Here is a 24,967-nt window from a genome sequence, read left to right on the forward strand (position 1 = left end):
CCCTCCCAGATGAACCGTGGCGACTGACGCGAACCACGATCCTAACAGGTTGCCGGGCGCGAGCGTCAACCACAATCGCATACCACTTTAGGTGCATGTGGTCTGCGGTTTGCGCATTTTTCTGCTGCGTCCGCACATTAATTCAGTGCAAAGTGGTCTGGACAGTGGTGCGGGGTAGACTTTAGTACCAATTCATTGACATTGGTTCATCAGTCGTGAATCTTCCGGATCGAATCCGTGTAATCGGACGATCCATCCTGGGAGGGAGATCACGATGTTGCATGACCGCCGTACGGCCTCGCCACGAGGCCTCCGCCACACCGCGCTGCACAGCGCGCTGTTCTATGCCCTGTGCGCCACCGCGGCCCTGCCGCTGGCCCACGCACAGGACGCCGATGCACCGGCCTCGCCGCCGGGGCAAGCCACCACGCTGGATCAGGTCCAGGTGACCGGCATCCGCGGCACCATCCAGACCTCGATCGACAAGAAGCGCGAGGAGACCGTGGTCTCCGACGTACTGGCGGCCGACGACATCGGCGACCTGCCGGCGCTGTCCATCGGTGAAGCGATCGAAACCATCACCGGCGCCTCCACCCACCGCGAAAAAGGCGGTGCGTCGGAAATTTCCATCCGCGGCCTGGGCCCGTTCCTGGGCTCGTCCACCTTCAATGGCCGCGAGGCCACCAACGGCAGCGGCGACCGCTCGGTGAACTTCAACCAGTTCCCGTCCGAGCTGATCAACACCGTGGCGATCTACAAGACCCAGCGTGCCGACTTCGTCGAAGGCGGTGTGGCCGGCACGATCAACATGGAGACGGTCAAACCGCTGGAGTACGGCAAACGCACGTTCCAGCTCGATGGTCGCGGCACCTGGCAGGATTACGACGATCGCCTCAAGGACAAGGACGGCGTCGGCTGGCGCGGTACCGCCAGTTACATCGATCAGTTCGACATGGGCAACGCCGGCAAGCTCGGTGTCTCCATCGGCGTACAGGCGCTGGAAGGCAGCAACCCGGAAGAGATGTTCTCCAGCAGCTCCACCTGGGTGGCCTGCGATGGCCGTGAAGTGGTCGGCGCGACGCGCAACTGCACCCAGGTCAACGGCAACCAGGTCGCCAATGGCGTGCCGTACTACTTGGTGCCCAGCAGCCGCATCTATCGCCAGTTCATCGAACACGACAAGCGCGATTCGCAGTTCGCCGCGCTGCAGTGGCGCCCCAGCGACCTGGTGGAAGTGAATCTGGACTACCAGCACTCAAAGCGCGATTACACCGAAGACCGCTCGGATCTGTCGCTGTCTTCGATGATGCGCAACCTCAACAACCGCGTGGTCACCGATGATGGCGCGCTGCTGCACCACACCGGCAGTACCACGGTCGATTCCACCGGCAATTTCCTGGAGCGCCAGGAGGAATACACCGGCGGCGGGCTGAACGTGATCTTCCGGCCGAGCCCGGCGTGGACGCTGTCCACCGATCTGTCCTATTCCAATACCGAGCGCGATCAGATCGAACGCAGCACCCGCCTGCGCGCCGGCCGCACCGACGTCAACGGCCGGCCGGTCGGCGGCATCAAGAACACCCGCTATGTCGATTACACCTACGATTACAGCGGCGATGTGCCGAGCATCACCCTGGATCCGGCGTTCGATGTGAACAATCCGGACAACTTCACCGACTCGGCCCTGGTGCGTCGTCGCCAGCAGCACCGCGAGCACACCATCCGTGCTGGCCGCTTCGATGCCACCTTCACCCCGGAAAGCGGCTTCTTTACCGCCATCAAGGGCGGCCTGCGCCGCTCCGAGGCGACCTACACCGATTACACCGACACGGTGGATGTGACCACCACGAACGTCGCGGCGATCCGCGCGGCCAACCTCGCCTGCCGCCAGGCGTTCCCGCAGGACGACTTCCTGGCCAATGCCAGCGGCAACACCATCGACCAGTGGGCCAGCTTCGACAGCCGCTGCCTGTTCAAGGCGTTCACCGGCGTCGACGATACCGGCCTGAGCGCGGACCTGCGCAACCCGGCCAACAACGATGTCACCGAGAAAACCAGCGCGCTGTACCTGATGGGCGACTACAGCGCCGAATGGTTCGGCCTGCCGGTGACCGGCAATATCGGCGTGCGTGGTGTGCGCACCGAAGTGCGCTCGGTCGGCCTGCGCAGCGGTCTGGATGTGATCAACAATCCCGACGGTACCGTGACCCTGGAACCCACCGGCGATTTCACCTCGCAGGTGCTCAAATCCAGCAATACCGAATGGCTGCCCAGCTTCAACGCCGCCTTCGAACTGCGCCCGGACCTGCTGCTGCGCGTCGGTGCGTATCGGGCGATGTCGCGCCCGGACCTGGCCGCTGAAGGCTTTGGCCGCACTTTCAACCTGGGTGAGGTGGATACCGAGTTCAACAGCGTGGGCGATGCGCTGCGCAGCATCACGGCCACCGGCAACCCGCGCGCCAAGCCCTTGATGTCGTGGAATGGCGATCTCTCGCTGGAGTGGTATGCCAACGAAGACACCATGTTGTCCGGTGCGCTGTACTACAAGCAGTTCAACGGCGGTTCGATGCCGGTGATCGTCAACGAAACCTTCGATATCGATGGCCAAAGCGTGACCGTGCCGGTGGAGCAGCTGGCCACCAGCGACCAGAAGAGCGATCTGTTCGGCGTGGAGTTCACCGCCTCGCACAGCTTCTCCTACCTGCCGGGGATCTTCTCCGGGCTGGGCGTGAAGGCCAGCTACAACTACGCCGATTCCAACTTCAAGACCGAAGACCTGCGCCTGGGCGAATCCACCGACCCGGCTACCGGCGTGGTGACCCCGGGCATCGTCGAGCCGGCCAACATCTTCGGCCTGTCCAAGCATGTCGCCTCGGCGCAGGTGTACTGGGGCCTGGGCAAGCTCGACCTGCAGGCGATCTACAAGTACCGCTCCGACTATTACCAGCAGTTCGTCGGCGACCCGTCGCAGAACCGCTATGTGCGGGACAATGGCTCGCTGGACTTCCGTGCCACCTACAAGGTGAACAAGCACCTGTCGCTGTCGCTGTCGGCCAGCAACCTCACCGATGAGCCGCGGGTATCGGATATGCCCATCCTCGGCAGCTTCCGCGAGTACACCACGTACGGGCGGCGGTATTATCTGGGGGTGCGCTACCGCTTCTGAGGTCAGTGGCGCGGTTTTTCCGACCGCGCCGCTCTCTGAAGGCGCGGTCGCGTGTCGGTCCCCAGCCACCTGTCAGCCAGGCCTTTGATGATGTCCGAACCCCGTCTGTACCAGTCCATTGCCGCCGAAATCGTCTCGCTGATCGAGAAGGGCGAATTCCCGCCGGGCTCGCGCCTGCCGGGCGAACGCGACCTGGCCGAACGCCTGGGCGTGAGCCGGGTGACGGTGCGCGAGGCGGAAATCGCGCTGGAAGCGCAGGGCCTGATCACCATCAAGACCGGCTCGGGCGTTTACGTGAAGGCCAAACCGTCACAGGCGCCGGGCGCACTGCCCGATGTCTCGGCGTTCGACCTGACCGCCGCCCGCGCGGTGATCGAGGCCGAGGCTGCGGCGATGGCCGCCAGCCGCATCACCGATGCCGAACTGGAGGACCTGGCCGGCCTGATCGCGGCCATGGTCGACCCCAATTCGGGCGAAGCGGCGGCCAGCGAGGCCGACCGCCAGTTCCACCTCTCGATCGCGCGGATCGCCGGCAACCCGGTGGTGGAGCACTGCGTGCAGCTGATCTGGCGGATGCGCAACGAACTGCCGCGGGTCAAGCAGGTGTATGCCAACGTCTGCCACAACGACGATGACACCCGCGACGAGGAACACACCCGGATTCTGGACGCCCTGCGCCAGCGTGATCCGGCAGCGGCACGGTTGGCCATGCGCAACCACTTCCAGCGTCTGTTCGAATCGATGCTGGAAGCCACCGAGAACGAAGCGCTGGCCGAAATCCGCCGGCGTACCCAGCAGGACCGCGAACGCTTCATGGCCGCGACCGGGCACTGAGCCCGGCGCATACCGGCGCGATTATTCGCCCTGGTACTGCTTCTCTTCGACCAGCTGCGAGCCGGCGATGCGGTTGATCTCGTTCTTCACCTTGACCCGCTCGCCATTGGTGCCATAGACGCCGCGCGCCAGCTGGATGAAGGCATCGTCGAAGACCTGCGCTGCTTCCTTGTCGCGCAGCTGGTCCTGGATCTCCCACATGCGCTCGTTGATCGCCTTGAGCTGGGTCTTCAGTGCCTCCAGCCCGGGCTGGGCGCCGACCTGCTGCTGCCACAGCGGCCACAGGCCCTCGAGTTCCTTGCGGACGTTGGCGTTCTTGCCGGCATCGGTGATGCGTTCGGCCTTGATTTCCAGGATGGTGATCTTGTCGATCAGCTCGCCAATCGATACCGGGGTCAGGATCGCGTCCACGCCATTACTCGCAACAGGTCAGAGTGGGCATGATACCGCGCACCTCCCGGCGCCACCCTGACGCAGGATTTACAGAAACGTTGCGCCGATCGGGTGGCCACGCCATGGCGGCTTTACGCCGGTCCTGAGGACACTGTCGCTCTCGACGGCGCGGCCGTCATCTGGAGCGGGACACGTGGTGGGTAACTATTCGAAACAGCGCCTGCGCTGCGGCGTGGTGCTGGTGGGGCTGGTCATGAGCGGTGCGGCCGCGGCCGCTGTGGAGGGAAACGCGACGCTGACTTCGGACTATGTCTGGCGTGGCAGTTCGCAGAGCGACGGCGATCCGGCCGTGCAGGCCGGCGTGAAGCTCAGCGCGGCCAGTGGCTGGTACGCCTCGGCCTGGGGCTCGGGGGTCTCGTTCCGGCCGGACAACGGCGCGCGCAGCGAGTTTGATCTTGTCGCCGGCTGGAGCGGGGCGGTGACGCCGGACTGGAGCGTGGACGTCAATCTGACCCGCTACGTCTATCCGTCCGCCACGGTCGATCTGGACTGGACCGAGCTCAATGGCACCGTCACCTGGCGGCAGCGCGCCTGGCTGCAGGTCGGCGTCTCCGACAACGCGTTGGCCGGCGGCCATGGCGGCACCTACGCCCAGCTCGGTGCGCGCCTGCCGCTGGGCGAGCAGTGGCGTGTCGAGGGCGCGGTAGGCCACTACTGGCTGGACAGCGCGCAGGCCGATGACTACCTGCATGGCCAGCTCAGCGCCATCTGGAAGGTGCACGGCCCGTGGGAGCTGCGCCTCACCGCGCACGACACCGATGGTGCGGCCAAACGCCTGTTCCCCGGCAACGCAGGCTCGCGCGTCGAGTTCGCGGTACAAACTGCCTTCTGACGGAGCGCCCACCCACCCCGCGCGGTAGAGCCGACCGTTGGTCGGCTGCCCCAGGCGGCGCGCAATGCAGCCGACCAACGGTCGGCTCTACCGGCGTACTACCGCCACTGTCCACACCGCGATCGCCACCATCGCGACGCCGGCACCGGTCACGCACACGCCGGTCCAGCCGAAGCGATCAAAGACCTGCGCCGAGACCAGTGAGCCCAGCGAGCCGCCGATGAAATAGCCGGTCATGTAGCCAGCATTGAGCCGGTTGCGGGCGTCCGGACGCAGCGCATAGACCACGTTCTGGTTGCTCACGTGCAGCAGCTGCGCGGCCAGGTCGAGCACGATCACGCCCAGCACCAGTGCGATCAGCGAGTGCGTGGAAAAGCCCAGCGGCAGCCACGATGCCGCCAGCAGCACCAGCGCCACGGTGGTCGCCAGCGCCGCCTTGCCCCGGTCGGCCATGCGCCCGGCCACGCCCGCGGCCAGCGTGCCGGCCGCACCGACCAGCCCGAACAGGCCGATCGTCGCATCGCTGTAGCCATACGGTTCGGCGGCGAGCAGGAACGCCAGTGGCGTCCAGAAGATCGCGAACATCGCAAAGCTCAGCGCACCCAGCACGGTGCGCAGGCGGAACACCGGTTCCTGCGCGAACAGCGTGCCGATCGAGCGCAGCAGCTGCAGATAACCCAGCCCGGCGGTCTGATGGAAGCGCGGCAGATGCCGATAGAGCATGCCCGTGGTCAGCACCAGCGCGGCCGCGGCGATCCAGTACACGGTGCGCCAGTCGCCCAGCGAGGACAGTGCCCCGGCCACGGTGCGTGCCAGCAGGATGCCGAGCAGCAGCCCGCTCATCACCGTGCCCACGACCTGGCCGCGTTCTTCGGGTCGCGCCAGCGTGGCCGCGAACGGCACCAGCACCTGCGCCACCACCGAGAACAGGCCGGTCAGCGCGGTGCCCACCAGCAGCCACACGAACTGATGGCTGAGCGCGCTCAGCACCAGCCCCGCCGCGGACAGCAGCGACATCACCACGATCAACCGGCGGCGCTCGAACAGATCGCCCAACGGCACCAGCAGGATCAGGCCCGCCGCATAGCTCAGCTGGGCCACGGTCACCACCGTGCCGGCCCGCGCGAAGGACACGCCGAACTGGCCGGCGATGGTATGCAGCAGCGGCTGCGCGTAGTAGTTGCTGGCCACGGCCACGCCGGTGGCGAAGGCCATCAACAGGACCTGCCAACGGCTGAGTGGCGAGGGCGCGTCGTTGCTCATGACGGGCTCCGGGAAAGAAGGGGCGCCAGTGTCCGCCTGATGGGCGAAAGGGGGAAATGAAACGTCTTCATCCCATGCATCTGAAATCCAGATGGCTCACCCACGCCAGGCAGTGGAGGCGCGTGGCCCCTGCATCGGAGCCACGCATCAACGACGTCTTCAGGCGCCGCGCACGCGCAGGGTCAGGCCCTTGAGGAAATTGCGCAGCATCTGGTCACCGCAGGCGCGGTAGTTCTTGTGGTCCGGCTGACGGAACAGCGCGGACAGTTCCGGCTTGGAGACCGAGAAACCCGCCGCGTCGAACACTTCGTGCATGTCCACGTCCTTCAGCTGGAAGGCGACGCGCAGCTTCTTCAGCACCAGGTTGTTGGTGATGCGCTTTTCCACCGGGCGCGCCGGCTGGCTCTCGTCGCGGCCGCGGAAATGCACGATCAGGCCATCCAGGAAATGCGCCAGGGTGCGATCGTCGCAGGGCACGAAGCCTTCTTCGTCTTCCTTGCGCAGCCAGCCGGCCACATCGGCCTTGTCGACCACGAAGGCCGGATCGGCCAGGGCACAGGTGTCGGCGATCATGCCGTCGCTGAGGTCGAGCATGTAGCGGATGCTGCGCAGTACATCGTTGTTGATCATGGGACGTCCAATACCGCCGGCGCGGCTGCGCGGCTGGCGGTCATTTTACCCCGTGCCGGGCGCGCGGCCGGCTGCGACCGGTGGTCGCTGTCATCTGGCTGCCACGAAAGTGACGCACAGTGCCGCGATCAGGCATCGACAGGCAGTGGAGCAGGCAATGCGCAGGTGGCAGGTTCTCGGGTGTGTGGGCATGTTGCTGGCGGCCCCGGCGTGGGCGCAGGCCCCCTATGTGGCGCTGGAGCAGCGGCTGGATCCGCAGGCGCTGGCCGACGTCGGGCTGACCCCGGCCCAGCTGCAGGCCCTGAACCGCCTGCTGCGCCAGGCCCAGGCCGATGCCCCCGCCCCGGTAGCCGTCGCGGCGGCACCTGCCGCAGGCCCGGGTGTGCCGACGCCGGCCCCGATGTTCCCCGGGCTGGACGAAGGCCCCATCAACGCAAAGGTCACCGGCCAGGTGGACGGCTGGGCCCCCGGCACGGTGTTCACCCTGGACAACGGCCAGCAGTGGCAGGTACTCAAGGGCGAGATGAAGCTCAAGACCGCCCGCAGCAACCCCGGGATCGTCGTGGTGCCCGGCATCGCCGGGCGCTGGTTCCTGCAGGTGGATGAAGACCTGCCCAAGGCGCGGGTGTTCCGCATCCGCTGACGGGACGACCCGTGGCGCCGCTCAGCCGGGTGTCGCCCGGCGCCACACCGGGCGCGCATCGGTGCGAAAATGGTCGGGATCTTCACGGAGTACCTCGATGACCCGTACCGCTCTGATTACTGGCGCCACGTCCGGCTTTGGCGCCGCCGCTGTCCACCGTTTCGCCCAGGCCGGCTGGCGCGTGATCGCCACCGGGCGCCGTGCCGAGCGCCTGCAGCCGCTGGTCGACGCCTACGGCCCCGAGCGCGTGCATGCCGCGGTGTTCGACGTGCGCGACAGCGTGGCGATGGAAGCGGCCCTGGCCGCCCTGCCGGCCGGCTTCGCCGACATCGACCTGCTGGTCAACAACGCCGGCCTGGCCCAGGGCACCGCCCCGGCCCAGAGCGCCTCGCTGGAAGACTGGCGCACCATGATCGACACCAACGTCACCGCCCTGGTGACGCTGACCCATCGCCTGTTGCCGCAGCTGGTCGCGCGCAAGGGCGCGATCATCAACATCAGCTCCGTTGCCGGCGTCTACCCGTACCCCGGCGGCAACGCCTACGGCGGCACCAAGGCCTTCGTCAGCCAGTTCTCGCTGGGCCTGCGCTCGGACCTGCACGGCAGCGGCGTGCGCGTGACCACGATCGAGCCGGGCATGGCCGAAACCGAGTTCACCGTGGTCCGCACCCATGGTGACCAGGCCGCCTCGGACAAGCTCTACACCGGTGCCAACCCGATGACCGCCGACGACATCGCCGAGCAGATCTTCTGGGTCGCCTCGCTGCCGGCGCACCTGAACATCAATCGCCTCGAAGTGATGCCGGTCAGCCAGTCGTTCGCCGGCTTCCAGGTCGCGCGCGACTGATCCAAGGGCACCGCTGGCCAACACCTCGGCCGCACGCCCGAAACCGGTAGAGCCGACCAACGGTCGGCTCTACCTCAGGCGGCCGTCCACACCGCCAACTCATACCCATCCGGATCGCGGAAATGAAACCGCCGCCCCCCCGGAAAATCGAACGCCGCCTGGCAGATGTCCGCGCCGGCCGCTTCCACCCGCTGCTGCGTGGCTACCAGGTCATCGGCATACAGAATCACCAACGGCCCACCGGCGCGCACCGGCCCGTCGGTGGTGAACCCACCGCGCAGGCGGCCATCGTAGAACTCGGTATAGCCCGGGCCGTAATCGGTGAACGACCAGCCGAACACGCTGCCGTAGAACGCCTTGCTGCGCGCGATGTCAGCCACGTTGAATTCAATGTTGTCGATCCGGCGATCGTTGCCGTGTGCGGTGCTCATGGAGGCGTCTCGTTGAAAGGTAGCCCCGTAGAGCCGACCGTTGGTCGGCTGCCCTGGGCGGTAAAAAAAAACGCCAGGCAATACCCGGCGTTCCTGTATATGTCGCGGCGCGCGGCTACTGCGCCTTGATCGCCATCGCCTGAAGCCCCGTCCCATCCAGCTTCTGCTTGGCTTCGGCCAGTTCACCGGCGCTGCCATACGGCCCCATGCGCACGCGGTATACCGTCTTGCCGTTGATCTGCGCCGATTCCACCCGCGCGGCCAGGCCGATCATGGCCAGCTTGGCCTTGGTGGCCTCGGCGTCGCCAGACGCGCCGAACGCACCGGCCTGCAGGATGTAGCGCACGTTGCTGGCTGCCGGCTCAGCCGCCCCGGCAGCAGGCGTCGCCGCCGCCGGCGTCGGTGCAGCCGGAGCCGCCGCCGCGGTCTGCGCCGGCGTCGTCGCCGGAGCCGTGGTCGCCGCCGGGCGCTCCGCCACCGGAGCCGGCAGCGGGGCGGTGCTCACCGCCGCAGGCGAAGTGGTCGCGGCGGTGCTGGTCGGCGCCGGTGCGGGCGGCAACGGGCGGCCTTCCAGCGCGGCCTGCGCGCGCTGCGCTTCGGCCTTGGCACGGCGCTGGTCTTCGGCGCGTGCGCTGGCGGCCAGCTCCGCATCGGACATTTCCACTTCCTTGCCGGGCAGCAGGGTGTAGAAGTCGTACTGCGTCGCCGCCGGCTTGGCCGGCTCGGCCGGCTTGGCGGCACCCGGCTTGGGCAGCTCGGTGCCGACGTCGGTGTCGGCATCGCTCACCGGGGCCGGCTGGGCGTTCGGGTCCGGCTGCGGGCCGACCCGCAGGAAACCGTCACCGTCGTTCTTGAACAGGTTGGGTGCCGCCAGGAACACCACGGCCGCAATCGCCACACCCGCGACCAGCCACACCCATCCCGGGGTGCCCTGGTTGCTGTTGCGCCGTGCCTGGCTCTTGCCGCGTCGTGCTGCCATTTACTGCTTCTCCACTGCTTACATTTTTTCCGGGGCGGATACGCCCAGGATGTTCAGACCATTGGCCAGGACCTGGCGCGCGGCGCAGGCCAGCGTCAGCTTGGCGTTGCGTTCGCTTTCGTCGGCCACCAGTACCTGCGTGCCGTGATACCACGTGTGGAAGGCATGCGCCAATTCACGCAGGTACTGCGCGATCAGGTGCGGTTCCAGCGCCAGGCCGGCCGCCTCGACGACTTCCGGGAAGCGCGACATTTCCACCATCAACCACAGCGAGGCCTCATCGCCCAGCGAGGACAGCCCGGCCAGCCCTTCGGCCGGCGTGTAGCCCAGGCCCTTCTCCTGCGCCTGGCGCAGCAGGCTGCAGACGCGGGCATGCGCGTACTGCACGTAGAACACCGGGTTGTCGTTGCTCTGCTGGCGGGCCAGATCGATATCGAAGGTCAGCTGCGAATCGGGCTTGCGCGCGATCAGGAACCAGCGGGTCGCATCGCGGCCGGCTTCTTCGATCAGGTCGCGCAGGGTCAAATAGCTTCCGGCACGCTTGGAGAGCTTCACTTCCTCGCCGCCGCGCATCACCGTCACCATCTGGTGCAGCACGTATTCCGGCCAGCCCTTCGGGATGCCGACGTCCAGCGCCTGCAGGCCGGCGCGCACGCGCGCCAGCGAACCGTGGTGGTCCGCGCCCAGCTCGGTGATCGCGCGCTCGTAGCCGCGCTGCCACTTGCTCAGGTGGTAGGCCACGTCGGGCAGGAAGTAGGTGTAGGTGCCGTCGGACTTGCGCATCACGCGGTCCTTGTCGTCACCGAAGTCGGTCGAGCGCAGCCACAGCGCGCCGCCTTCCTCATAGGTGTGGCCGGCCGCATTGAGCTGGGCAACGGTCTCTTCGACCTTGCCGTCCTTGTACAGCGAGCTTTCCAGGAAATAGATGTCGAAATCCACGCCGAACGCGGCCAGGTCCTGGTTCTGCTCGTTGCGCAGGTAGGCCACGGCGAAGCGACGGATCGCATCGAGGTTGTCCGGGTCGCGCTCGCCGACCACCGAATGGCCTTCCAGCTCCACGGTGGCGCCGGCCAGGTAAGCCTTGGCCACATCCTCGATGTAATCGCCGCGGTAGCCCGCTTCCGGCCAGCCGGCGTCGTCGGGCTTGAGGCCCTTCGCACGTGCCTGGGTGGACAGCGCCAGGTTCTCGATCTGCACGCCGGCGTCGTTGTAATAGAACTCGCGCTTGGCGTTCCAGCCGTTCACTTCCAGCAGGCGCGCCAGGCAGTCACCGATCGCCGCCGCGCGGCCGTGGCCGACATGCAGCGGACCGGTCGGGTTGGCCGACACGTATTCCACGCCCACGGTGCGGCCGTTGCCGCTCAGGTTGTGGCCGTAATCGGCGCCTTCCTTGAGCACACTGGCCGCTTCGCGCTGGTAGGCGCTCGGGGCAAGGTGGAAATTGATGAAGCCCGGGCCGGCAATCTCGACGCGGGCCACGTCATCGCTCTTGGGCAGCGCATCCAGCAGCGCCTGGGCCAGGGCGCGCGGATTGCTGCGCGCCGGCTTGGCCAGCAGCATCGCGGCGTTGGTGGCGAAATCGCCGTGCTCACGGGTCTTCGGGCGTTCGACCACGAATTCCGGGGTCAGGGTATCGGCCGGCAGAGTGCCGTTGGCGCGCAAGGCTTCGATGCCTTGGCTGATCAGGGCGCGGAGGAGATTTTTCACAAGGCCTGCTTTGGGACTGGAGCGGCGGAATCGGCAATTTTAGCCCAGAAGCCACCCCGATCCATTGAACCGGGGCCGAGCGGCGGCGTTTCACGCCCGGATCAGGCCGCTGCGATGCCCATCCAGCCGCGCGCGGCCATCGATACCGGGGCGCCGTCGCCGATGACGACGTGGTCGAGCAGGCGGATGTCCACCAGGGCCAGGGCCTGCTGCAGCAGCGTGGTGATCCGGCGGTCTTCCAGCGAGGGTTCGGCACTGCCGGAAGGGTGGTTGTGGCTGACGATCACCGCCGCCGCGTTGTGCAGCAGGGCGCGCCGGACCACCTCGCGCGGGTAGACCGCCGCCGCGTCCACCGTGCCGCTGAACAGTTCCTCGCAGGCCAGCGTGCGGTGCTGGTTGTCCAGGAACAGCGCGGCGAACACCTCGTTGGGACGGGACCGCAGCCGCTGCTTGAAGTAGCGCCCGGCGGCGGCGGGGTCGCGCAGGCTGTCGCCCCGGGCCAGCTCGGCGGCCAGATGCCGGTGCGCCAGTTCCAGCCCGGCCACCAGCTTGCAGCTGCGGGCCGGGCCCAGGCCGGGCAGGGCGGCCAGCGCGGTGGCCGGCAGATCAAGCAGGTTGCGCAGGGGGCCGTGGGACTGCAGCAGGTCGCGCGCGGTCTCCACCGCATCGCGCCCGCGCAACCCCGAGCCCAGGAAGATCGCCAGCAGCTCGGCATCGGACAGGGCGCCGGCGCCCTGGGCAAGCAGCTTTTCGCGGGGACGCTCGGCACTGGGCCAGTCTCGGATCGACATGGCCTCAGTCTCCACTCCCTGCCGGCCCCGCCACCATCGGTGAACCAGGCGCCATCGTGTCGGTAAATGCAGGGAATCGTGCCCAGTCCGGCGGTTGCTTATGACGAAAACCTGCCTCCTTATGCCGCTGGCGCATCAGGCGCTCTACGGACCATCGGGTAAGCTAATCGCCTCGGTTCGACAGGAACACCCAAGGTGGCTGACTCCCCCCAGGCTTCTCCGGCGGCCGCGCGCCCGTTGGAAGGCCAGAAGCTGTTGTTGTGCGTTGGTGGCGGGATCGCTGCCTACAAGTCGCTGGAACTGGTGCGCCGCCTGCGCGATGCCGGGGCCCAGGTGCAGGTCGCGATGACCGCCGGGGCCCAGCAGTTCGTCACCCCGCTCAGTTTCCAGGCACTGTCCGGCCAGCCGACCCGCACCACCCTGTGGGACAGCGCGGCCGAGCAGGCCATGGGCCACATCGAGCTGGCGCGTTGGGCAGACCGCATCGTGGTCGCGCCCGCGACCGCCGATCTGCTCGCGCGGCTGGCCAATGGCCACGCCGATGACCTGGTCACCACCCTATGCCTGGCCACCACCGCGCCGCTGACCGTGTGCCCGGCGATGAACCACCGCATGTGGCTGCACCCGGCCACCCAGGCCAACATCGGCCTGCTGCGCGAGCGCGGTGCCCAGGTGATCGGGCCCGAAGACGGCCCGCTGGCCGAAGGCGAATCCGGCCCCGGCCGGCTCACCGAACCGCACGCGATCGTGGCCGCGCTGGCTACGCTGCAGGCACCGGCCCCGGCCGAGCCGCCGGCCGCCAGTGAACTGAAGGGCCTGCGCGTGCTGATCAGCGCCGGTCCTACCTATGAAGACATCGACCCGGTGCGTTACGTCGGCAACCGCAGCAGCGGCAAGATGGGCTATGCCCTGGCCGCCGCCGCCGCCCGCCTCGGCGCGCAGGTGGTGCTGGTCAGTGGCCCGGTCCAGCTGGCCACGCCCGCGGGCGTGCAGCGTGTCGATGTGCGCTCGGCCGCACAGATGCGCGAAGCGGTGCTCGCTGCACTGCCGGCCGACATCTATATCGGTGCGGCCGCCGTCTCCGATTACACCCCACGCCAGGTCGCCCCGCAGAAACTCAAGAAGACCGCCGGCACGCAGAGCCTGACCCTGGAGCTGGTGCGCACCCCGGACATCCTGGCCGAGGTCGCCGCGCAGACCAACGCGCTCAAGCTGGTGGTCGGCTTCGCTGCCGAAACCCACGACGTGGAGAAGTACGCGCGCGGCAAGCTGGTGGACAAGCGCCTGGACCTGGTGATCGCCAACCAGGTCGGGATCAGCACCGGCGGTTTCGAAAGCGATGAAAACGCGGCCACGGCCTACTGGCAGGGCGGCGAACAGGTGTTCCCCGGCACCTCCAAGGCCGTGCTGGCCGAACAACTGTTGTCCCTGATTGCCCAGAGGTTGCACGCATGACCATCGATTCCTCCCTCCAGCCCCTGCAGGTCAAGCTGCTGGACCCGCGTTTCGGCGACGAATGGCCGCTGCCGGCCTATGCCACCGAACACAGCGCCGGGCTGGACCTGCGCGCGGCGCTGGAAACCGAGCTCACCCTGCAGCCGGGCGATACGGCGCTGATTCCCAGCGGTATCGCGATCCATATCGCCGATCCGAACCTGGCCGCGGTCGTGTTGCCGCGTTCGGGCCTGGGCCATCGCCACGGCATCGTGCTGGGCAACGGCACCGGCCTGATCGATGCGGATTACCAGGGGCCGCTGCTGATCAGCGCCTGGAACCGCGGGCGCGAGCCGTTCACCCTCCAGCCCGGCGATCGCATCGCCCAGCTGGTGGTGCTGCCGATTGCACGCGTGGCGCTTCAGGTAGTGGATACTTTCACCGACAGCGCCAGGGGAACGGGTGGATTCGGCCATACCGGGGTGCGCTGACAGGGGAGCTTGATGAGCAAGGCGAAGGCGGAAGGACGGCCGCGGTTCACCACAGGGCGCTCGGTGCCGCTGTTGGCCGTGCTGCTGGTGCTGTTGGCGGGCTGGTTCGGGTGGAGCGGTGTGCGCCAATGGCGCCAGGCGGCCGTCGGCGCCGAGCTTGAACAGTCGCGCGACCGCGTGGTCGAGGGGCTGCAGACGGCGGTGACGGGTCAGCTGGGCAGGTTCGGCAAGGTGCTCAAGACCGGGCCCGTTGCCAGTGCACTGGCCAGCGGCAACGCACAGGGGGCGGCCGTAGCCATCCGCGAAGGCTGGCCGGGCGTGGAAGACGTCCAGGTCCTGACCGCCGATCTCGATGCGGCCTACGCCGATCCGAAGGCCTTCGGTTACTCGCGCCTGGCGCTGCTCGAAGCCGCCATCGCAGATGACAAGCCGGTGGCCCGCGTCGTCCGCGATGCCGGTGGGCAGCGTCTCGGCCTGGCGGCCGCCGTCGATCTGGGCCCGCAGGGTGCGGCGGTCGTCTATGTGCGCCAGCCATTGCTGCGTTTGACCGGCGTGTTCGATCAGGTTGCCGTGCCCGCCGACGGTTACCTCGCACTGCGCCAGGGCAACCACAACGTCGTCGAACAGGGCAGCCGCGCGCTGTCCGGCGGCGCTGAAGCGTTGGCGCGCCCGATCGGCACCAGTGGGCTGCGCCTGTCTGCAGCGGTGCCGGACATCGAACCGGGCCCGTTGGGGCTGGGGGCGATCTCCAGTGCGATCGTGGCGCTGTTGCTGCTGCTGATCGCGGTGCTGCTGGTGCTCGGCAAAGGCAAAGTGCCCTTGCCGCGCCGCCGCGGTGCGGATGACGGCGCCGCCGACGCCGGCCCGACCCTGAGCGAAAGCCTCGCCCAGGCACCGCTTGCGGTGGAGGCCGTCGACACCAGCGACGAGGCAGCACCGCCGCCGCCGTCCGTGCCGGGCGAATCCGTTGCCCCCGATATCTTCCGCGCTTACGACATCCGCGGCGTGGTCGGCCGCGAGCTGACCCCCAAGGTCGCCGCCCTGATCGGGCAGGCGATCGGTTCGGTCCTGCAGGTGCAGGGCCTGCGCGACATCGTGGTGGGTCGCGATGGCCGCCTGTCCGGTCCCGAACTCACCGCCGGCCTGATCGAAGGCCTGCGCCGCGCCGGCTGCAACGTCACCGACATCGGCCTCGCACCGACCCCGGTGGTGTACTTCGCCAGCTACCACCTGCGCGCCGGCAGCTGCGTGGCGGTGACCGGCAGCCACAACCCGCCGGACTACAACGGCTTCAAGATCGTGGTCGGCGGCGAAACGCTGTCCGGCGATGCGATCACCGAGCTGTACCACCGCATCCGCGATGGCCAACTGCACGTGGCATCAGAACCGGGCAGCTTCCAGACCCGCGAGGTCAATGCCGATTACATCCAGCGCATTGCCGATGACGTGCAGCTGGACCGCCCGCTCAAGGTGGTGGCCGATGCGGGCAACGGCGTGGCCGGCGAACTCGCCCAGCCGCTGCTGGAGGCGATTGGCGCCGAGGTCATTCCGCTGTACTGCGATGTGGACGGCAGCTTCCCGAACCACCATCCGGACCCGAGCGATCCGCACAACCTGGAAGACCTGATCCAGACCGTGAAGCGCTTCGACGCGGATATCGGCCTGGCCTTCGATGGCGATGGCGACCGGCTTGGCGTGGTCACCCGCGAAGGAAAGATCATCTATGCCGATCGGCTGTTGATGCTGTTCGCGGCCGACGTGCTGATGCGCAACCCGGGCGCGCTGGTGATCTACGACGTGAAGTGCACCGGCAAGCTCTCCGACTACGTGCTGCGCAACGGTGGCAGCCCGCTGATGTGGAAGACCGGCCACTCGCTGATGAAGGCCAAGATGCGCGAGACCGACGCCGAGCTGGCGGGCGAGATGAGCGGCCACTTCTTCTTCAAGGAACGCTGGTTCGGCTTCGACGACGGTCTGTACGCCGCCGCGCGCCTGCTGGAGATCCTGGCCCAGCGCGATGAGACGCCGTCGGAGGTGCTCGACGAGCTGCCCGACAGCGTCTCCACCCCGGAGTTGAAGGTGCCGGTCGATGCGGGTACCCCGCACGCGCTGGTGTCCTTGTTCGTCTCCTCGGTGCAGGTGGAGGACTCGCCGTTCGCGGGCGCGCGCCTGTCCACCATCGATGGCCTGCGTGCCGATTTCCCCGATGGATGGGGCCTGGTGCGCGCATCCAATACGACGCCGGTGCTGGTGCTGCGTTTCGAAGCCGACGACGAGGCGGCACTGGAGCGCATCAAGGCACTGTTCCGCGCGCAGCTGCAACCGCTGCTGCCGGGTGTGGAACTGGGCTTCTGATCTGTGGGTACCGACCGTGGCACTACCGTGCATCGGCGCCACGCGCATGTGCATCCATGCCATGCCCATGCAGCTCCACGCCATGCGTGGATGCCGTCGATCACCCCTTGAAGCGCAGCCCCACGCCCGGCTCGGTGAACAGATAGCGCGAATCCAGCGCCGAATCGCCCAGCTTGTGGCGCAGCTTGCCGACCAGGATCCGCAGGTAGTGGGTGTCGTGCTGGTGGGTCGGCCCCCAGATCTCCTGCAGGATCTGCGGCTGGGTCACCACCCGCCCGGCGTTGCGCAGCAGCAGCGACAACAGTGCGTACTCCTTGCGGGTCAACGCCACCGGCGCGCCGTCCAGGTGCACTTCGCGCCGGACCAGATCGATATGCAGGTGGCCATCATCGAACTGAGGTAGCACGCCCTCGCTGGACACCGTGCGCGAGCGCAGCAGGGCACGCACGCGCGCCATCAGCTCCTGCGTACCGAACGGCTTGGTCACGTAGTCGTTCGCACCGGCATCCAGCGCCCGCACCTTCTCGGTCTCGCTGGCGCGCACGGTCAACATGATCACCGGCACCTGGCTCCACTGGCGCAGCTCGCCAAGTACCTCATGGCCTTCCATGTCGGGCAGGCCGATATCCAGGATCACCAGATCCGCCCCTTCGCCGACCAGTGCTTCCAGCCCGGCCTGTCCGGTCGCGGCCTGGGACACGCGGTAGCCCTGCGCGCGCAGGCTGATCTCCAGGAAGCGCCGGATCTGCGCTTCATCATCGATCACCAGCACGCGCGCCGGCGGCACGCCGTGGGAAGCCTCAGGAATCGTCGTTGTCATCGGCGGGGTGGGGATGCAGCAAGGGCAGGGTGATGCGGATCAGGGTACCGCGTCCGTCGCGGCCCGGCAGCGCCTGTACGCTGCCGCCATGCGCGCCGATCATGCCCTGGCAGATGGTCAGGCCCAGCCCGGTGCCATGCCGGCCACGGTCGCCGCGTTCCACGCTGTAGAACATGTCGAAGATGCGCGCGCGCTCCTCGTCCGGGATGCCCGGTCCGGCATCGAGCACGTCGATGCGCAATTCGCCCTCGACCAACCGTGCCTGCACCTCTACCGTCGCGCCGGGCGGGGAGAACTTGGCGGCGTTTTCCATCACATTGAACACGGCCTGTTCGACCAGCGCCGGATGCACCCAGATCGGCGCCAGCTCAGCGGGTATGTCCAGCTTCAACAGCACATCGGGCTGATAGCGCTGCAGGCGGCGCGCGGCCGAGCCGACCAGCTCGTCCACGCCGATCCAGTCGCGGTTGATCTGCAGCCCGTCATGGCCCAGCCGGGTCATGTCCAGCAGGTTCTGGATGTAGCGGTCCAGGCGCTCGCCTTCCACCAGGATGGTGTCCAGCAGGGCGCGCCGGTCGCTGGCGTCCATCGCATCGGCGTAGCTGGACAGGCTGTCGGCCGAGCCGATCATCGCTGCCAGCGGCGAGCGCAGGTCATGCGAGACCGAGGACAGCAACGCCGAGCGCAGCCGCTCGGTCTCGTTGCTCACATGCGCCTTTTCCAGGTCGGCCACCAGCTGGGTGCGCAGCGCGGCCTGCGCGATGTCGTCCACCATCGCTTCGGCCAGCTGCCGTTGTTCCGGTGTCAGCCGCGGTGCCTCGCGCGGGAAGCGCATGCCGGCCACGCCGATCGCGCGGTCGTCGCCGTCCAGCAGCGGCAGGAACCACCAGCCAGCACCGGCCAGGGTATCGGTGAAGCGTCCGCTGGGTTGGCCATGCCGGTGCGCCCAGTCGGCCGCGGCCAGATCGGTGTCGCCCGGTGCGGCGCTGCCGCTGGCACTGGTGTACTGCCCGATGCGCAGCCACGCCGGGGCGTCCATCGCCTGTTCCAGTGCCTCGCGGCCGGCCTGCGCGACCTGCTCGTTGCTCGCCGCACTGGCCAGTTGCCGGCCCAGTGCCTGGCGCGCATGCGCGTGCCGGTTGGCCGCGCGCAACGCGACCACCTGCATGCGCAGGCGCGAGGCCAACCGCCCTGCCACCAAGGCAGCGGCCAGGAACAGGAAGACCGTGATCACACCCTGGCGCGCACTGATCGCGAAGGTGAAGCGCGGCGCGATGAAGAAGAAGTTGTAGGCCAGGAAACACAGCGCGGCGGCGATCACCGCCGCACTGGTGCGGCTACGCGCAGCGACCATCACCACCGCCACGATGAACACCATCGACAGGTCGTACAGCCCGATCCAGCGCTCGGCGACCAGCGCCACCAGGCAGGCCGCCGCCGTGGCGCCGAGCGCCAGCAGCGCGTCCTTGCCGGCGCTGCGGCTGGGAATGGACAGTCCCGACCGGCGCGCCCGCGCCCGCGCCTGCGGCGTGCCGATGATCGTGATCTCGAAATGCGCGCCACGACGGATCAGCTGCTGGGTCAGCGTGCGGTTGAGCATGCGCGCCAGCGGCCGCTCGCGCGTGCGGCCCAGCACCAGCGTGGAGACCCCGTTGTGGGCGGCGTGATCGAGCAGCGCATCGGCGATGCTGGAGCCGTGCAGCAGCTCGGCCTCGCCCCCGAGGCGGCGGGCGAGGGCGAAGGCGGCATCGATCTCGCGCCGGGTCTGCTCGTCGTGCGCGCGCGCCTGCACCGTCACCACCGTCCACGGCGCATCGCGCCGCTCGGCGATGCGCCGGCCGACCCGCACCAGGTACTCGCTCTGGCCGCCGCCATCGATCGCCACCAGCACGCGGCGGCGCAGCGGCAGGTTGCCTTCGCCGCGCGCGGCACGGGTCTCGCGCAGGCTGCTGTCCACGCGGTCGGCGGCTTCCTGCATCGCCAATTCGCGCAGTGCGGTCAGGTTGGCCGGCGAGAAAAATGCCTGCAGCGCCTGCGCCGCCTGCTCCGGCACATAGACCTTGCCCTGCTGCAGGCGCTCGATCAGTTCGCGCGGCGGCAGGTCCACCAGCACGATGTCGTGCAGACGGTCGAGCACCGCATCCGGCACGGTCTCGCTGACGCGCACCCCGGTGATGCGCATGACCACGTCGTTGAGGCTTTCCAGGTGCTGGATGTTGACCGTGGTCCACACGTCGATGCCGGCATCGAGCAGTTCCATCACATCCTGCCAGCGCCGTTCATGGCGACTGCCGGGCACATTGCGATGCGCCAGTTCGTCGACCAGCACCAGGGCCGGGCGACGCGCCAGCACCGCGTCCAGGTCCATTTCTTCCAGCGCGTGCTGTTGGTACTCGCGTTGCAGTAGCGGTACCTGCGGCAGGCCCGCCAGCAGCGCCGAGGTCTCGGCGCGGCCGTGGGTTTCCACCAGCCCGATCACCACGTCCACGCCGCGGCGCAGCTGCTCATGCGCGCGGGTCAGCATGCTGAAGGTCTTGCCAACCCCCGGGGCAGCGCCCAGGAACACAGTGAGCTTGCCGCCGGCTTCGCGCTGCAGGGTGTCGACCAGGGCATCGGCCTGGCGGGTACGGGAGTCGCTCATGGGCGGGGATTGTGCGCCGGTTCGCGCGATCCCGGCATCACGGTCGGGCCTTGAGATCCTCCAGCGCCAGGTTCAACGTCATCACGTTGACCCGGGCCTGGCCGAACACGCCCCACTGCGGGCCCAGCGTGTTGGCCTGCACCAACGCGGCGACGCGCTCGGCCGGCAGCCCACGGCTGCGTGCCACGCGGGCCACCTGCACCTGCGCGGCGGCCGGGGAGATCTCCGGGTCCATGCCGGCGCCGGACTGGGTGACCAGATCGCCGGGCACCTGCGCGGCAGGCACGCCTTCGCGTGCGGCCACCGCCGTGATCGCCGCCTGCACCCGTTCCTGCAGCGCCGGATTGGTGCGCGCCATGTTGCTGCCGGCCGCGGCCATCGGGTCGTAGTTGGCCGCCGACGGCCGCGCCTGGAAGTAGCCATCGCCGACGAACGGCTGGGCGATCAGCTGCGAGCCACGCACCTGCCCGTCGCGGATCAGCAGGCTGCCATCGGCCTGCGCCGGGAACAGCAGCCGGCTCACGCTGGTCGTGGCCACTGCATAGGCCAGGCCGAGCAGCAACAGGCTGCTCAGGCCGAGCACGAGGGCCGGGCGCCAGGCGCTGTCCTGCTGCAGGTGGAGGGAGGCGGCCGCGCGACTGCGCGCCGAACGGGGAACAGAAGCAGCTAGCGAGCGGTTCATGCGCCGAACACCGAGACAAGGAAGAGGTCGATCAATTTGATGGCCGCAAACGGCAGCAGCACGCCGCCCAGGCCATACACCAGCATGTTCCGGCGGAGCAGTGCGGTGGCCGTGGCCGGGCGGAAGCGCACCCCGCGCAAGGCCAGCGGGATCAGCGCCGGGATCACCAACGCATTGAAGATCAGCGCCGCCAGCACCGCATTGCGCGGGCTGGACAGGTGCATCACGTTCAGCGCCGCCATCGCCGGCAGGGTGGAGGCGAACAGCGCCGGCAGGATCGCGAAATACTTGGAGACATCGTTGGCCAGCGAGAAGGTGGTCAGCGCACCGCGGGTGATCAGCTGCTGCTTGCCCACTTCCACCACCGCCAGCAGCTTGGCCGGGTCCGAATCCAGATCGACCATGTTGCCGGCCTCCTTGGCGGCCTGCGTGCCGGAGTTCATCGCCAGCCCGATGTCGGCCTGGGCCAGCGCCGGAGCGTCGTTGGTACCGTCGCCGACCATCGCCACCAGCCGCCCACCGGCCTGCTCGGCGCGGATGCGGGCCAGCTTGTCTTCGGGGCGGGCCTCGGCGATGTAGTCGTCCACACCGGCTTCGGCGGCGATCGCCGCGGCGGTCAGCGGGTTGTCGCCGGTGATCATCACCGTGCGGATGCCCATCGCGCGCAGCTGCGCGAACTTCTCGCGCATGCCGTGCTTGACCACGTCCGACAGCTCGATCACGCCCAGCACATGGCGGCCTTCGCACACCACCAGCGGGGTGGCACCGTTGCGCGCCACCTGTTCCACGCGGCCCGGCAGCTCCGACGGCACGGTGCCGCCCAGCTCACGCACATACGCGGTGATCGCATCGGAAGCGCCCTTGCGGATGCGGCGGCCGCCGTCCAGATCCACACCGGACATGCGGGTCTGCGCAGAGAACGCAAGATAGTCCGCACGGTCCGGCTCGGCGGTGGTGCAGCCCTGCTCACGCGCGAGACGCACGACCGATTTGCCTTCCGGCGTCGGGTCGGCCAGCGAGGACAGCAGCGCTGCTTCGCGCAGCTGCGTGGCATCAATCCCCGCCAGTGCATGGAAGTGCGTGGCCTGGCGGTCGCCATGGGTGATCGTGCCGGTCTTGTCGAGCAGCAGCACGTCCACATCGCCGGCCACTTCCACCGCCTTGCCGGACTTGGCCAGCACGTTGGCGGCCAGCGCCCGGTTCATGCCGGCAATGCCGATGGCCGGCAGCAAGCCGCCGATGGTGGTCGGAATCAAACACACCAGCAGCGCGATCAACAGCAGCGGATCGACCTGCACACCAACGAACGCACCGATCGCCGGCAGCGTCGCCACCACCACCAGGAAGGTCAGCGTCATCGCCGCCAGCAGCAGGGTCAGGGCGACCTCGTTCGGGGTCTTCTGGCGGTTCGCGCCTTCCACCAGGGCGATCATCCGGTCCAGGAAGCTGTGGCCCGGCTCGGCGGTGATGCGCACGATGATCTGGTCGGAGAGCACCTTGGTGCCGCCGATCACGCCACTGCGGTCGGTACCCGCTTCGCGCAGCACGGGGGCCGATTCGCCGGTCACCGCCGCTTCGTTGATGGTCGCCAGGCCCTGCACGATCTCGCCATCGGCCGGGATCAGTTCCCCGGCAGTGACGATCACATGGTCGCCCGGGCGCAGTTCGGCCGCCGGGACCTGGGTTTCGCTGGCCCCGGCATGCGCGGCCGCCAACCGGCGCGCACTGAGGTCCTGCCGGGCGCGTCGCAGCGAGGCGGCCTGGCCCCGGCCGCGCGCTTCGGCCACCGCCTCGGCGAAGTTGCCGAACAGCACCGTCAGCAGCAGGATCGCGGTGACCGCCAGGCCGAAGCCCAGCGGCGCATTGCCGGTCAGCGTGACCAGGGCGCTGACCACTGTGCCGACCATCACCACGGCCATCACCGGGCTGTGCAGCAGGTGCCGGGGCGAGAGCTTGATGACGGCGTCGCGCAGGGCACGGCGCCAGCCGGCGCCGTCGAGCAGGCGCTGGCGGCGATGGGAAGAAACGTTCAACGGATACGTACTCATGGAAGGCGGTCTCAGTGCAGCGTCAGCGACAGGTGATCGGCGACCGGGCCCAGCACCAGCGCCGGCATGAACTGCAATACGGTGAGGATGACGATCAGCGCGATCAGGGTCAGCGCGAAGGTCGGGGTTTCAATCTGCAGCGTGCCGGCCGATTCCGGCGCCCGCCGCTTGGCCGCCAGCTGCGCGGCCACGATCAACGGGATCACCAGCACGGGGTAGCGGCCCAGCAGCAGCACCAGGGTGCAGCTCAGGTTCCACCACACCGTGGCATCGCCGAGGCCTTCAAAGCCCGAGCCGTTGTTGGCGAACGCCGAGGTGTACTCGTAGAACACCTGGCTGATGCCGTGGAAGCCGGGATTGGAGGTGCCGGTGATCGACGGGATCGCCAGGGTCAACGCGGTGAAGCCCAGGATGGTGATCGGCTGCAGCAGCACCAGCAGCGCGAGCAGACGCACCTGCGGCGTCTCCAGCTTGCGGCCGAACAGTTCCGGGGTGCGGCCGGTCATCAGGCCGGCCAGGAACACGCCCAGCAGCAGGTACACGATGAACTGCTGCAGCCCACAGCCGATGCCGCCCCAGATCGCATTGACCAGCATGTTGACCATCGGCACGGCGCCGGCCAGCGGGCTGAGCGAGTCATGCATGCCGTTGACCGAACCGTTGGACACCTGGGTAGTGATCGCGGCCCACAAGCCCGTGCCATCGGCACCGAAGCGCACTTCCTTGCCCTCCATCAGCAGCGGGCTGGCCGCAGTGGCCGAGTGGCCTTCCAGCCACACCGTGGCGGCGATCGACACACTGGACATCGCCAGCATGCAGCCGAACACCAGCCCGGCCAGGCGCTTGCGTCCGGTGAAGGCGCCGAGCATGAAGATCACCGCGATCGGGACCAGCAGGATGCCGATCAGTTCCAGCGCGTTGGACAGTGGGGTCGGGTTCTCCAGCGGCATCGCGCTGTTGGGGCCGTACCAGCCACCGCCATTGGTGCCCAGCTGCTTGGCCGCGACCATCGCCGCGACCGGCCCGAGCGGCAGCTTCTGCGTGTCCATGCCGGCCGAGGCGTCGATCGGCGTGGCCTGCGGACCGCCGGCGAGGGTGGCGGGCACGCCCTGGCTGGTCAGCAGCACCGCCCACAGCAGGCACAGCGGCAGCATGAAGCGCACGCTCGAGCGCACCACATCGGCGTAGTAATTGCCCACATCGACGCGGCGGTCCGCACTCAGCAGCGCAGCCTGGTCGGCCGGCACATCCTCGGGGCGCGCGCCGAACAGCGCACGCAGGGTGGCCACCACCAGCGCCAGGCCCATCATCGGCGTCACCACCTGCAGCCCGGTGATCGCGGTCATCTGCGAGAAGTACGACAGCTGCGCCTGCCCGGAATAATGCTGCTGGTTGGTGTTGGTCAGGAACGACACCATGGTGTGCAGCGCCGTATCCCAGCGCATGTTGGGGATCTGGTCCGGATTGAACGGCAGCCAGGCCTGGGTCATGAAGACGGCCTGCACCAGCACCGCGATCACCACGTTGCTGAGCAGGAAGGCGCCCACGTAGCCACGCCAGGACATGCCGCGCGCCGGGTTCACTCCCAGCAGCCGGTAAAGGGGTTTTTCAACCAGCCCGAACAGCGCATCGCCACGCATCGGGCCACCGCGCATCACCCGGGCCAGGTACAGCCCAAGCAGAAAGGCCAGCACGATGCTGGCCAGCAGGATCAACAGGATCTCGGTCATGGTCGGCTCCGGTCAGAAGGTTTCGGGCCGAAGCACGACGTACAGCAGATAGGCGGCGGCAACGAGCACCAGCACGCCGCACAGCAGGGAAAGCCAGGCAGACATGGTCGTGGCCTCAAACGCGGGAAAGGGAGCGCACGGTGCGCGGGGCACCGGCAGGAAAGACAGACAGATACGGGCTCATGGGACG

The 24,967-nt window shown here is 68.2% G+C and carries 21 protein-coding genes; 8 read left to right on the plus strand and 13 right to left on the minus strand.

Annotated features, from left to right (window positions below):
• Window positions 1-274 precede the first annotated feature (274 nt).
• Together BIZ42_RS10925 and BIZ42_RS10930 are read left to right on the plus strand one after the other, a co-directional pair.
• A complete protein-coding gene (locus BIZ42_RS10925) occupies window positions 275-3,166 on the plus strand; it encodes a TonB-dependent receptor (RefSeq protein ID WP_070426451.1) in 2,892 nt (963 codons plus the stop codon).
• A gap of 90 nt (window positions 3,167-3,256) precedes the next feature.
• Window positions 3,257-4,000 carry a FadR/GntR family transcriptional regulator gene (locus BIZ42_RS10930; protein WP_070426452.1) on the plus strand — a complete coding sequence of 248 codons (744 nt, stop codon included), beginning with the start codon at window positions 3,257-3,259 and terminating at the stop codon, window positions 3,998-4,000.
• A 21-nt stretch (window positions 4,001-4,021) separates the two neighbouring features.
• On the opposite strand, the gene BIZ42_RS10935 is transcribed toward BIZ42_RS10930, so the two are convergent.
• Window positions 4,022-4,411 (minus strand): DUF6165 family protein, encoded by a 390-nt coding sequence (locus tag BIZ42_RS10935; RefSeq protein WP_070426453.1) that lies wholly within the window; start codon window positions 4,409-4,411, stop codon window positions 4,022-4,024.
• Window positions 4,412-4,646: 235 nt separating this feature from the next.
• Between BIZ42_RS10935 and BIZ42_RS10940 the strand changes: the two genes are divergently transcribed.
• Complete coding sequence (locus tag BIZ42_RS10940) at window positions 4,647-5,285, plus strand: TorF family putative porin (protein ID WP_070427509.1); 639 nt, start codon at window positions 4,647-4,649, stop codon at window positions 5,283-5,285.
• An 87-nt stretch (window positions 5,286-5,372) separates the two neighbouring features.
• Here the strand turns inward: BIZ42_RS10940 and BIZ42_RS10945 are convergent, their stop codons facing one another.
• On the minus strand, window positions 5,373-6,548 hold the full coding sequence (locus BIZ42_RS10945) for an MFS transporter (RefSeq protein ID WP_019185575.1): 1,176 nt from the start codon (window positions 6,546-6,548) through the stop codon (window positions 5,373-5,375).
• A 159-nt stretch (window positions 6,549-6,707) separates the two neighbouring features.
• Complete coding sequence (locus tag BIZ42_RS10950) at window positions 6,708-7,178, minus strand: DUF1456 family protein (RefSeq protein WP_046274114.1); 471 nt, start codon at window positions 7,176-7,178, stop codon at window positions 6,708-6,710.
• A gap of 190 nt (window positions 7,179-7,368) precedes the next feature.
• Between BIZ42_RS10950 and BIZ42_RS10955 the strand changes: the two genes are divergently transcribed.
• Both BIZ42_RS10955 and BIZ42_RS10960 read left to right on the plus strand, forming a co-directional pair.
• Window positions 7,369-7,821: a hypothetical protein gene (locus BIZ42_RS10955; RefSeq protein ID WP_156785731.1), complete on the plus strand. Its 453-nt coding sequence runs from the start codon at window positions 7,369-7,371 to the stop codon at window positions 7,819-7,821.
• 97 nt (window positions 7,822-7,918) lie between these two features.
• Window positions 7,919-8,668: an SDR family NAD(P)-dependent oxidoreductase gene (locus tag BIZ42_RS10960; RefSeq protein WP_019185578.1), complete on the plus strand. Its 750-nt coding sequence runs from the start codon at window positions 7,919-7,921 to the stop codon at window positions 8,666-8,668.
• A 74-nt stretch (window positions 8,669-8,742) separates the two neighbouring features.
• Here BIZ42_RS10960 and BIZ42_RS10965 read toward each other — a convergent pair whose 3' ends face one another.
• From BIZ42_RS10965 to radC, 4 genes are all read right to left on the minus strand, one after another.
• Window positions 8,743-9,099: a VOC family protein gene (locus BIZ42_RS10965; protein WP_070426455.1), complete on the minus strand. Its 357-nt coding sequence runs from the start codon at window positions 9,097-9,099 to the stop codon at window positions 8,743-8,745.
• Window positions 9,100-9,214: 115 nt separating this feature from the next.
• On the minus strand, window positions 9,215-10,078 hold the full coding sequence (locus BIZ42_RS10970) for an SPOR domain-containing protein (RefSeq protein ID WP_070426456.1): 864 nt from the start codon (window positions 10,076-10,078) through the stop codon (window positions 9,215-9,217).
• 18 nt (window positions 10,079-10,096) lie between these two features.
• Window positions 10,097-11,785: an arginine--tRNA ligase gene (argS, locus tag BIZ42_RS10975; protein WP_019183971.1), complete on the minus strand. Its 1,689-nt coding sequence runs from the start codon at window positions 11,783-11,785 to the stop codon at window positions 10,097-10,099.
• 101 nt (window positions 11,786-11,886) lie between these two features.
• A complete protein-coding gene (gene radC / locus BIZ42_RS10980; RefSeq protein WP_070426457.1) occupies window positions 11,887-12,576 on the minus strand; it encodes a DNA repair protein RadC in 690 nt (229 codons plus the stop codon).
• A gap of 195 nt (window positions 12,577-12,771) precedes the next feature.
• Here radC and coaBC point away from each other — a divergent pair, with 195 nt between their 5' ends.
• From coaBC to BIZ42_RS10995, 3 genes are read left to right on the plus strand one after another with little or no spacing between them, the layout of a single operon-like run.
• Window positions 12,772-14,031: a bifunctional phosphopantothenoylcysteine decarboxylase/phosphopantothenate--cysteine ligase CoaBC gene (coaBC, locus tag BIZ42_RS10985; protein ID WP_070426458.1), complete on the plus strand. Its 1,260-nt coding sequence runs from the start codon at window positions 12,772-12,774 to the stop codon at window positions 14,029-14,031.
• On the plus strand, window positions 14,028-14,501 hold the full coding sequence (gene dut / locus BIZ42_RS10990; protein WP_046272982.1) for a dUTP diphosphatase: 474 nt from the start codon (window positions 14,028-14,030) through the stop codon (window positions 14,499-14,501). Before coaBC ends, dut begins: the two co-directional genes overlap by 4 nt.
• A 12-nt stretch (window positions 14,502-14,513) precedes the next feature.
• Window positions 14,514-16,856 carry a phosphomannomutase/phosphoglucomutase gene (locus tag BIZ42_RS10995; RefSeq protein ID WP_083279841.1) on the plus strand — a complete coding sequence of 781 codons (2,343 nt, stop codon included), beginning with the start codon at window positions 14,514-14,516 and terminating at the stop codon, window positions 16,854-16,856.
• A 100-nt stretch (window positions 16,857-16,956) separates the two neighbouring features.
• Here the strand turns inward: BIZ42_RS10995 and BIZ42_RS11000 are convergent, their stop codons facing one another.
• The 6 genes from BIZ42_RS11000 to BIZ42_RS11025 are packed head-to-tail and all read right to left on the minus strand — an operon-like array spanning window position 16,957 to window position 24,882.
• On the minus strand, window positions 16,957-17,676 hold the full coding sequence (locus BIZ42_RS11000) for a response regulator transcription factor (protein ID WP_019183966.1): 720 nt from the start codon (window positions 17,674-17,676) through the stop codon (window positions 16,957-16,959).
• Complete coding sequence (locus BIZ42_RS11005) at window positions 17,657-20,317, minus strand: sensor histidine kinase KdpD (RefSeq protein WP_070426459.1); 2,661 nt, start codon at window positions 20,315-20,317, stop codon at window positions 17,657-17,659. The genes BIZ42_RS11000 and BIZ42_RS11005 overlap by 20 nt, the downstream gene beginning before the upstream one ends.
• A 37-nt stretch (window positions 20,318-20,354) precedes the next feature.
• Window positions 20,355-20,999 (minus strand): potassium-transporting ATPase subunit KdpC, encoded by a 645-nt coding sequence (gene kdpC, locus BIZ42_RS11010; RefSeq protein ID WP_070426460.1) that lies wholly within the window; start codon window positions 20,997-20,999, stop codon window positions 20,355-20,357.
• Window positions 20,996-23,047, minus strand: coding sequence for a potassium-transporting ATPase subunit KdpB (gene kdpB / locus BIZ42_RS11015; protein ID WP_070426461.1), 2,052 nt, complete (start codon window positions 23,045-23,047; stop codon window positions 20,996-20,998). The genes kdpC and kdpB overlap by 4 nt, the downstream gene beginning before the upstream one ends.
• 11 nt (window positions 23,048-23,058) lie before the next feature.
• Window positions 23,059-24,777: a potassium-transporting ATPase subunit KdpA gene (gene kdpA / locus BIZ42_RS11020; protein ID WP_070426462.1), complete on the minus strand. Its 1,719-nt coding sequence runs from the start codon at window positions 24,775-24,777 to the stop codon at window positions 23,059-23,061.
• Between the two features lie 12 nt (window positions 24,778-24,789).
• On the minus strand, window positions 24,790-24,882 hold the full coding sequence (locus BIZ42_RS11025) for a potassium-transporting ATPase subunit F (RefSeq protein ID WP_019183961.1): 93 nt from the start codon (window positions 24,880-24,882) through the stop codon (window positions 24,790-24,792).
• Window positions 24,883-24,967: the final 85 nt, after the last annotated feature.

The sequence above is a fragment of the Stenotrophomonas sp. LM091 genome (genome assembly GCF_001806305.1).
Taxonomy (GTDB): Bacteria; Pseudomonadota; Gammaproteobacteria; order Xanthomonadales; family Xanthomonadaceae; genus Stenotrophomonas; species Stenotrophomonas bentonitica_A.

Coding starts and splice junctions, on each gene's coding strand:
- BIZ42_RS11005 (WP_070426459.1), bottom strand. CDS start 20,317: ATGAGCGACTCCCGTACCCGCCAGGCCGATGCCCTGGTCGACACCCTG.
- radC (WP_070426457.1), bottom strand. CDS start 12,576: ATGTCGATCCGAGACTGGCCCAGTGCCGAGCGTCCCCGCGAAAAGCTG.
- BIZ42_RS10955 (WP_156785731.1), top strand. CDS start 7,369: ATGTTGCTGGCGGCCCCGGCGTGGGCGCAGGCCCCCTATGTGGCGCTG.
- BIZ42_RS11025 (WP_019183961.1), bottom strand. CDS start 24,882: ATGTCTGCCTGGCTTTCCCTGCTGTGCGGCGTGCTGGTGCTCGTTGCC.
- BIZ42_RS10925 (WP_070426451.1), top strand. CDS start 275: ATGTTGCATGACCGCCGTACGGCCTCGCCACGAGGCCTCCGCCACACC.
- BIZ42_RS10940 (WP_070427509.1), top strand. CDS start 4,647: ATGAGCGGTGCGGCCGCGGCCGCTGTGGAGGGAAACGCGACGCTGACT.
- BIZ42_RS11000 (WP_019183966.1), bottom strand. CDS start 17,676: ATGACAACGACGATTCCTGAGGCTTCCCACGGCGTGCCGCCGGCGCGC.
- BIZ42_RS10995 (WP_083279841.1), top strand. CDS start 14,514: ATGAGCAAGGCGAAGGCGGAAGGACGGCCGCGGTTCACCACAGGGCGC.
- kdpC (WP_070426460.1), bottom strand. CDS start 20,999: ATGAACCGCTCGCTAGCTGCTTCTGTTCCCCGTTCGGCGCGCAGTCGC.
- kdpA (WP_070426462.1), bottom strand. CDS start 24,777: ATGACCGAGATCCTGTTGATCCTGCTGGCCAGCATCGTGCTGGCCTTT.
- BIZ42_RS10970 (WP_070426456.1), bottom strand. CDS start 10,078: ATGGCAGCACGACGCGGCAAGAGCCAGGCACGGCGCAACAGCAACCAG.
- BIZ42_RS10960 (WP_019185578.1), top strand. CDS start 7,919: ATGACCCGTACCGCTCTGATTACTGGCGCCACGTCCGGCTTTGGCGCC.
- BIZ42_RS10965 (WP_070426455.1), bottom strand. CDS start 9,099: ATGAGCACCGCACACGGCAACGATCGCCGGATCGACAACATTGAATTC.
- kdpB (WP_070426461.1), bottom strand. CDS start 23,047: ATGAGTACGTATCCGTTGAACGTTTCTTCCCATCGCCGCCAGCGCCTG.
- BIZ42_RS10930 (WP_070426452.1), top strand. CDS start 3,257: ATGTCCGAACCCCGTCTGTACCAGTCCATTGCCGCCGAAATCGTCTCG.
- BIZ42_RS10945 (WP_019185575.1), bottom strand. CDS start 6,548: ATGAGCAACGACGCGCCCTCGCCACTCAGCCGTTGGCAGGTCCTGTTG.
- BIZ42_RS10950 (WP_046274114.1), bottom strand. CDS start 7,178: ATGATCAACAACGATGTACTGCGCAGCATCCGCTACATGCTCGACCTC.
- dut (WP_046272982.1), top strand. CDS start 14,028: ATGACCATCGATTCCTCCCTCCAGCCCCTGCAGGTCAAGCTGCTGGAC.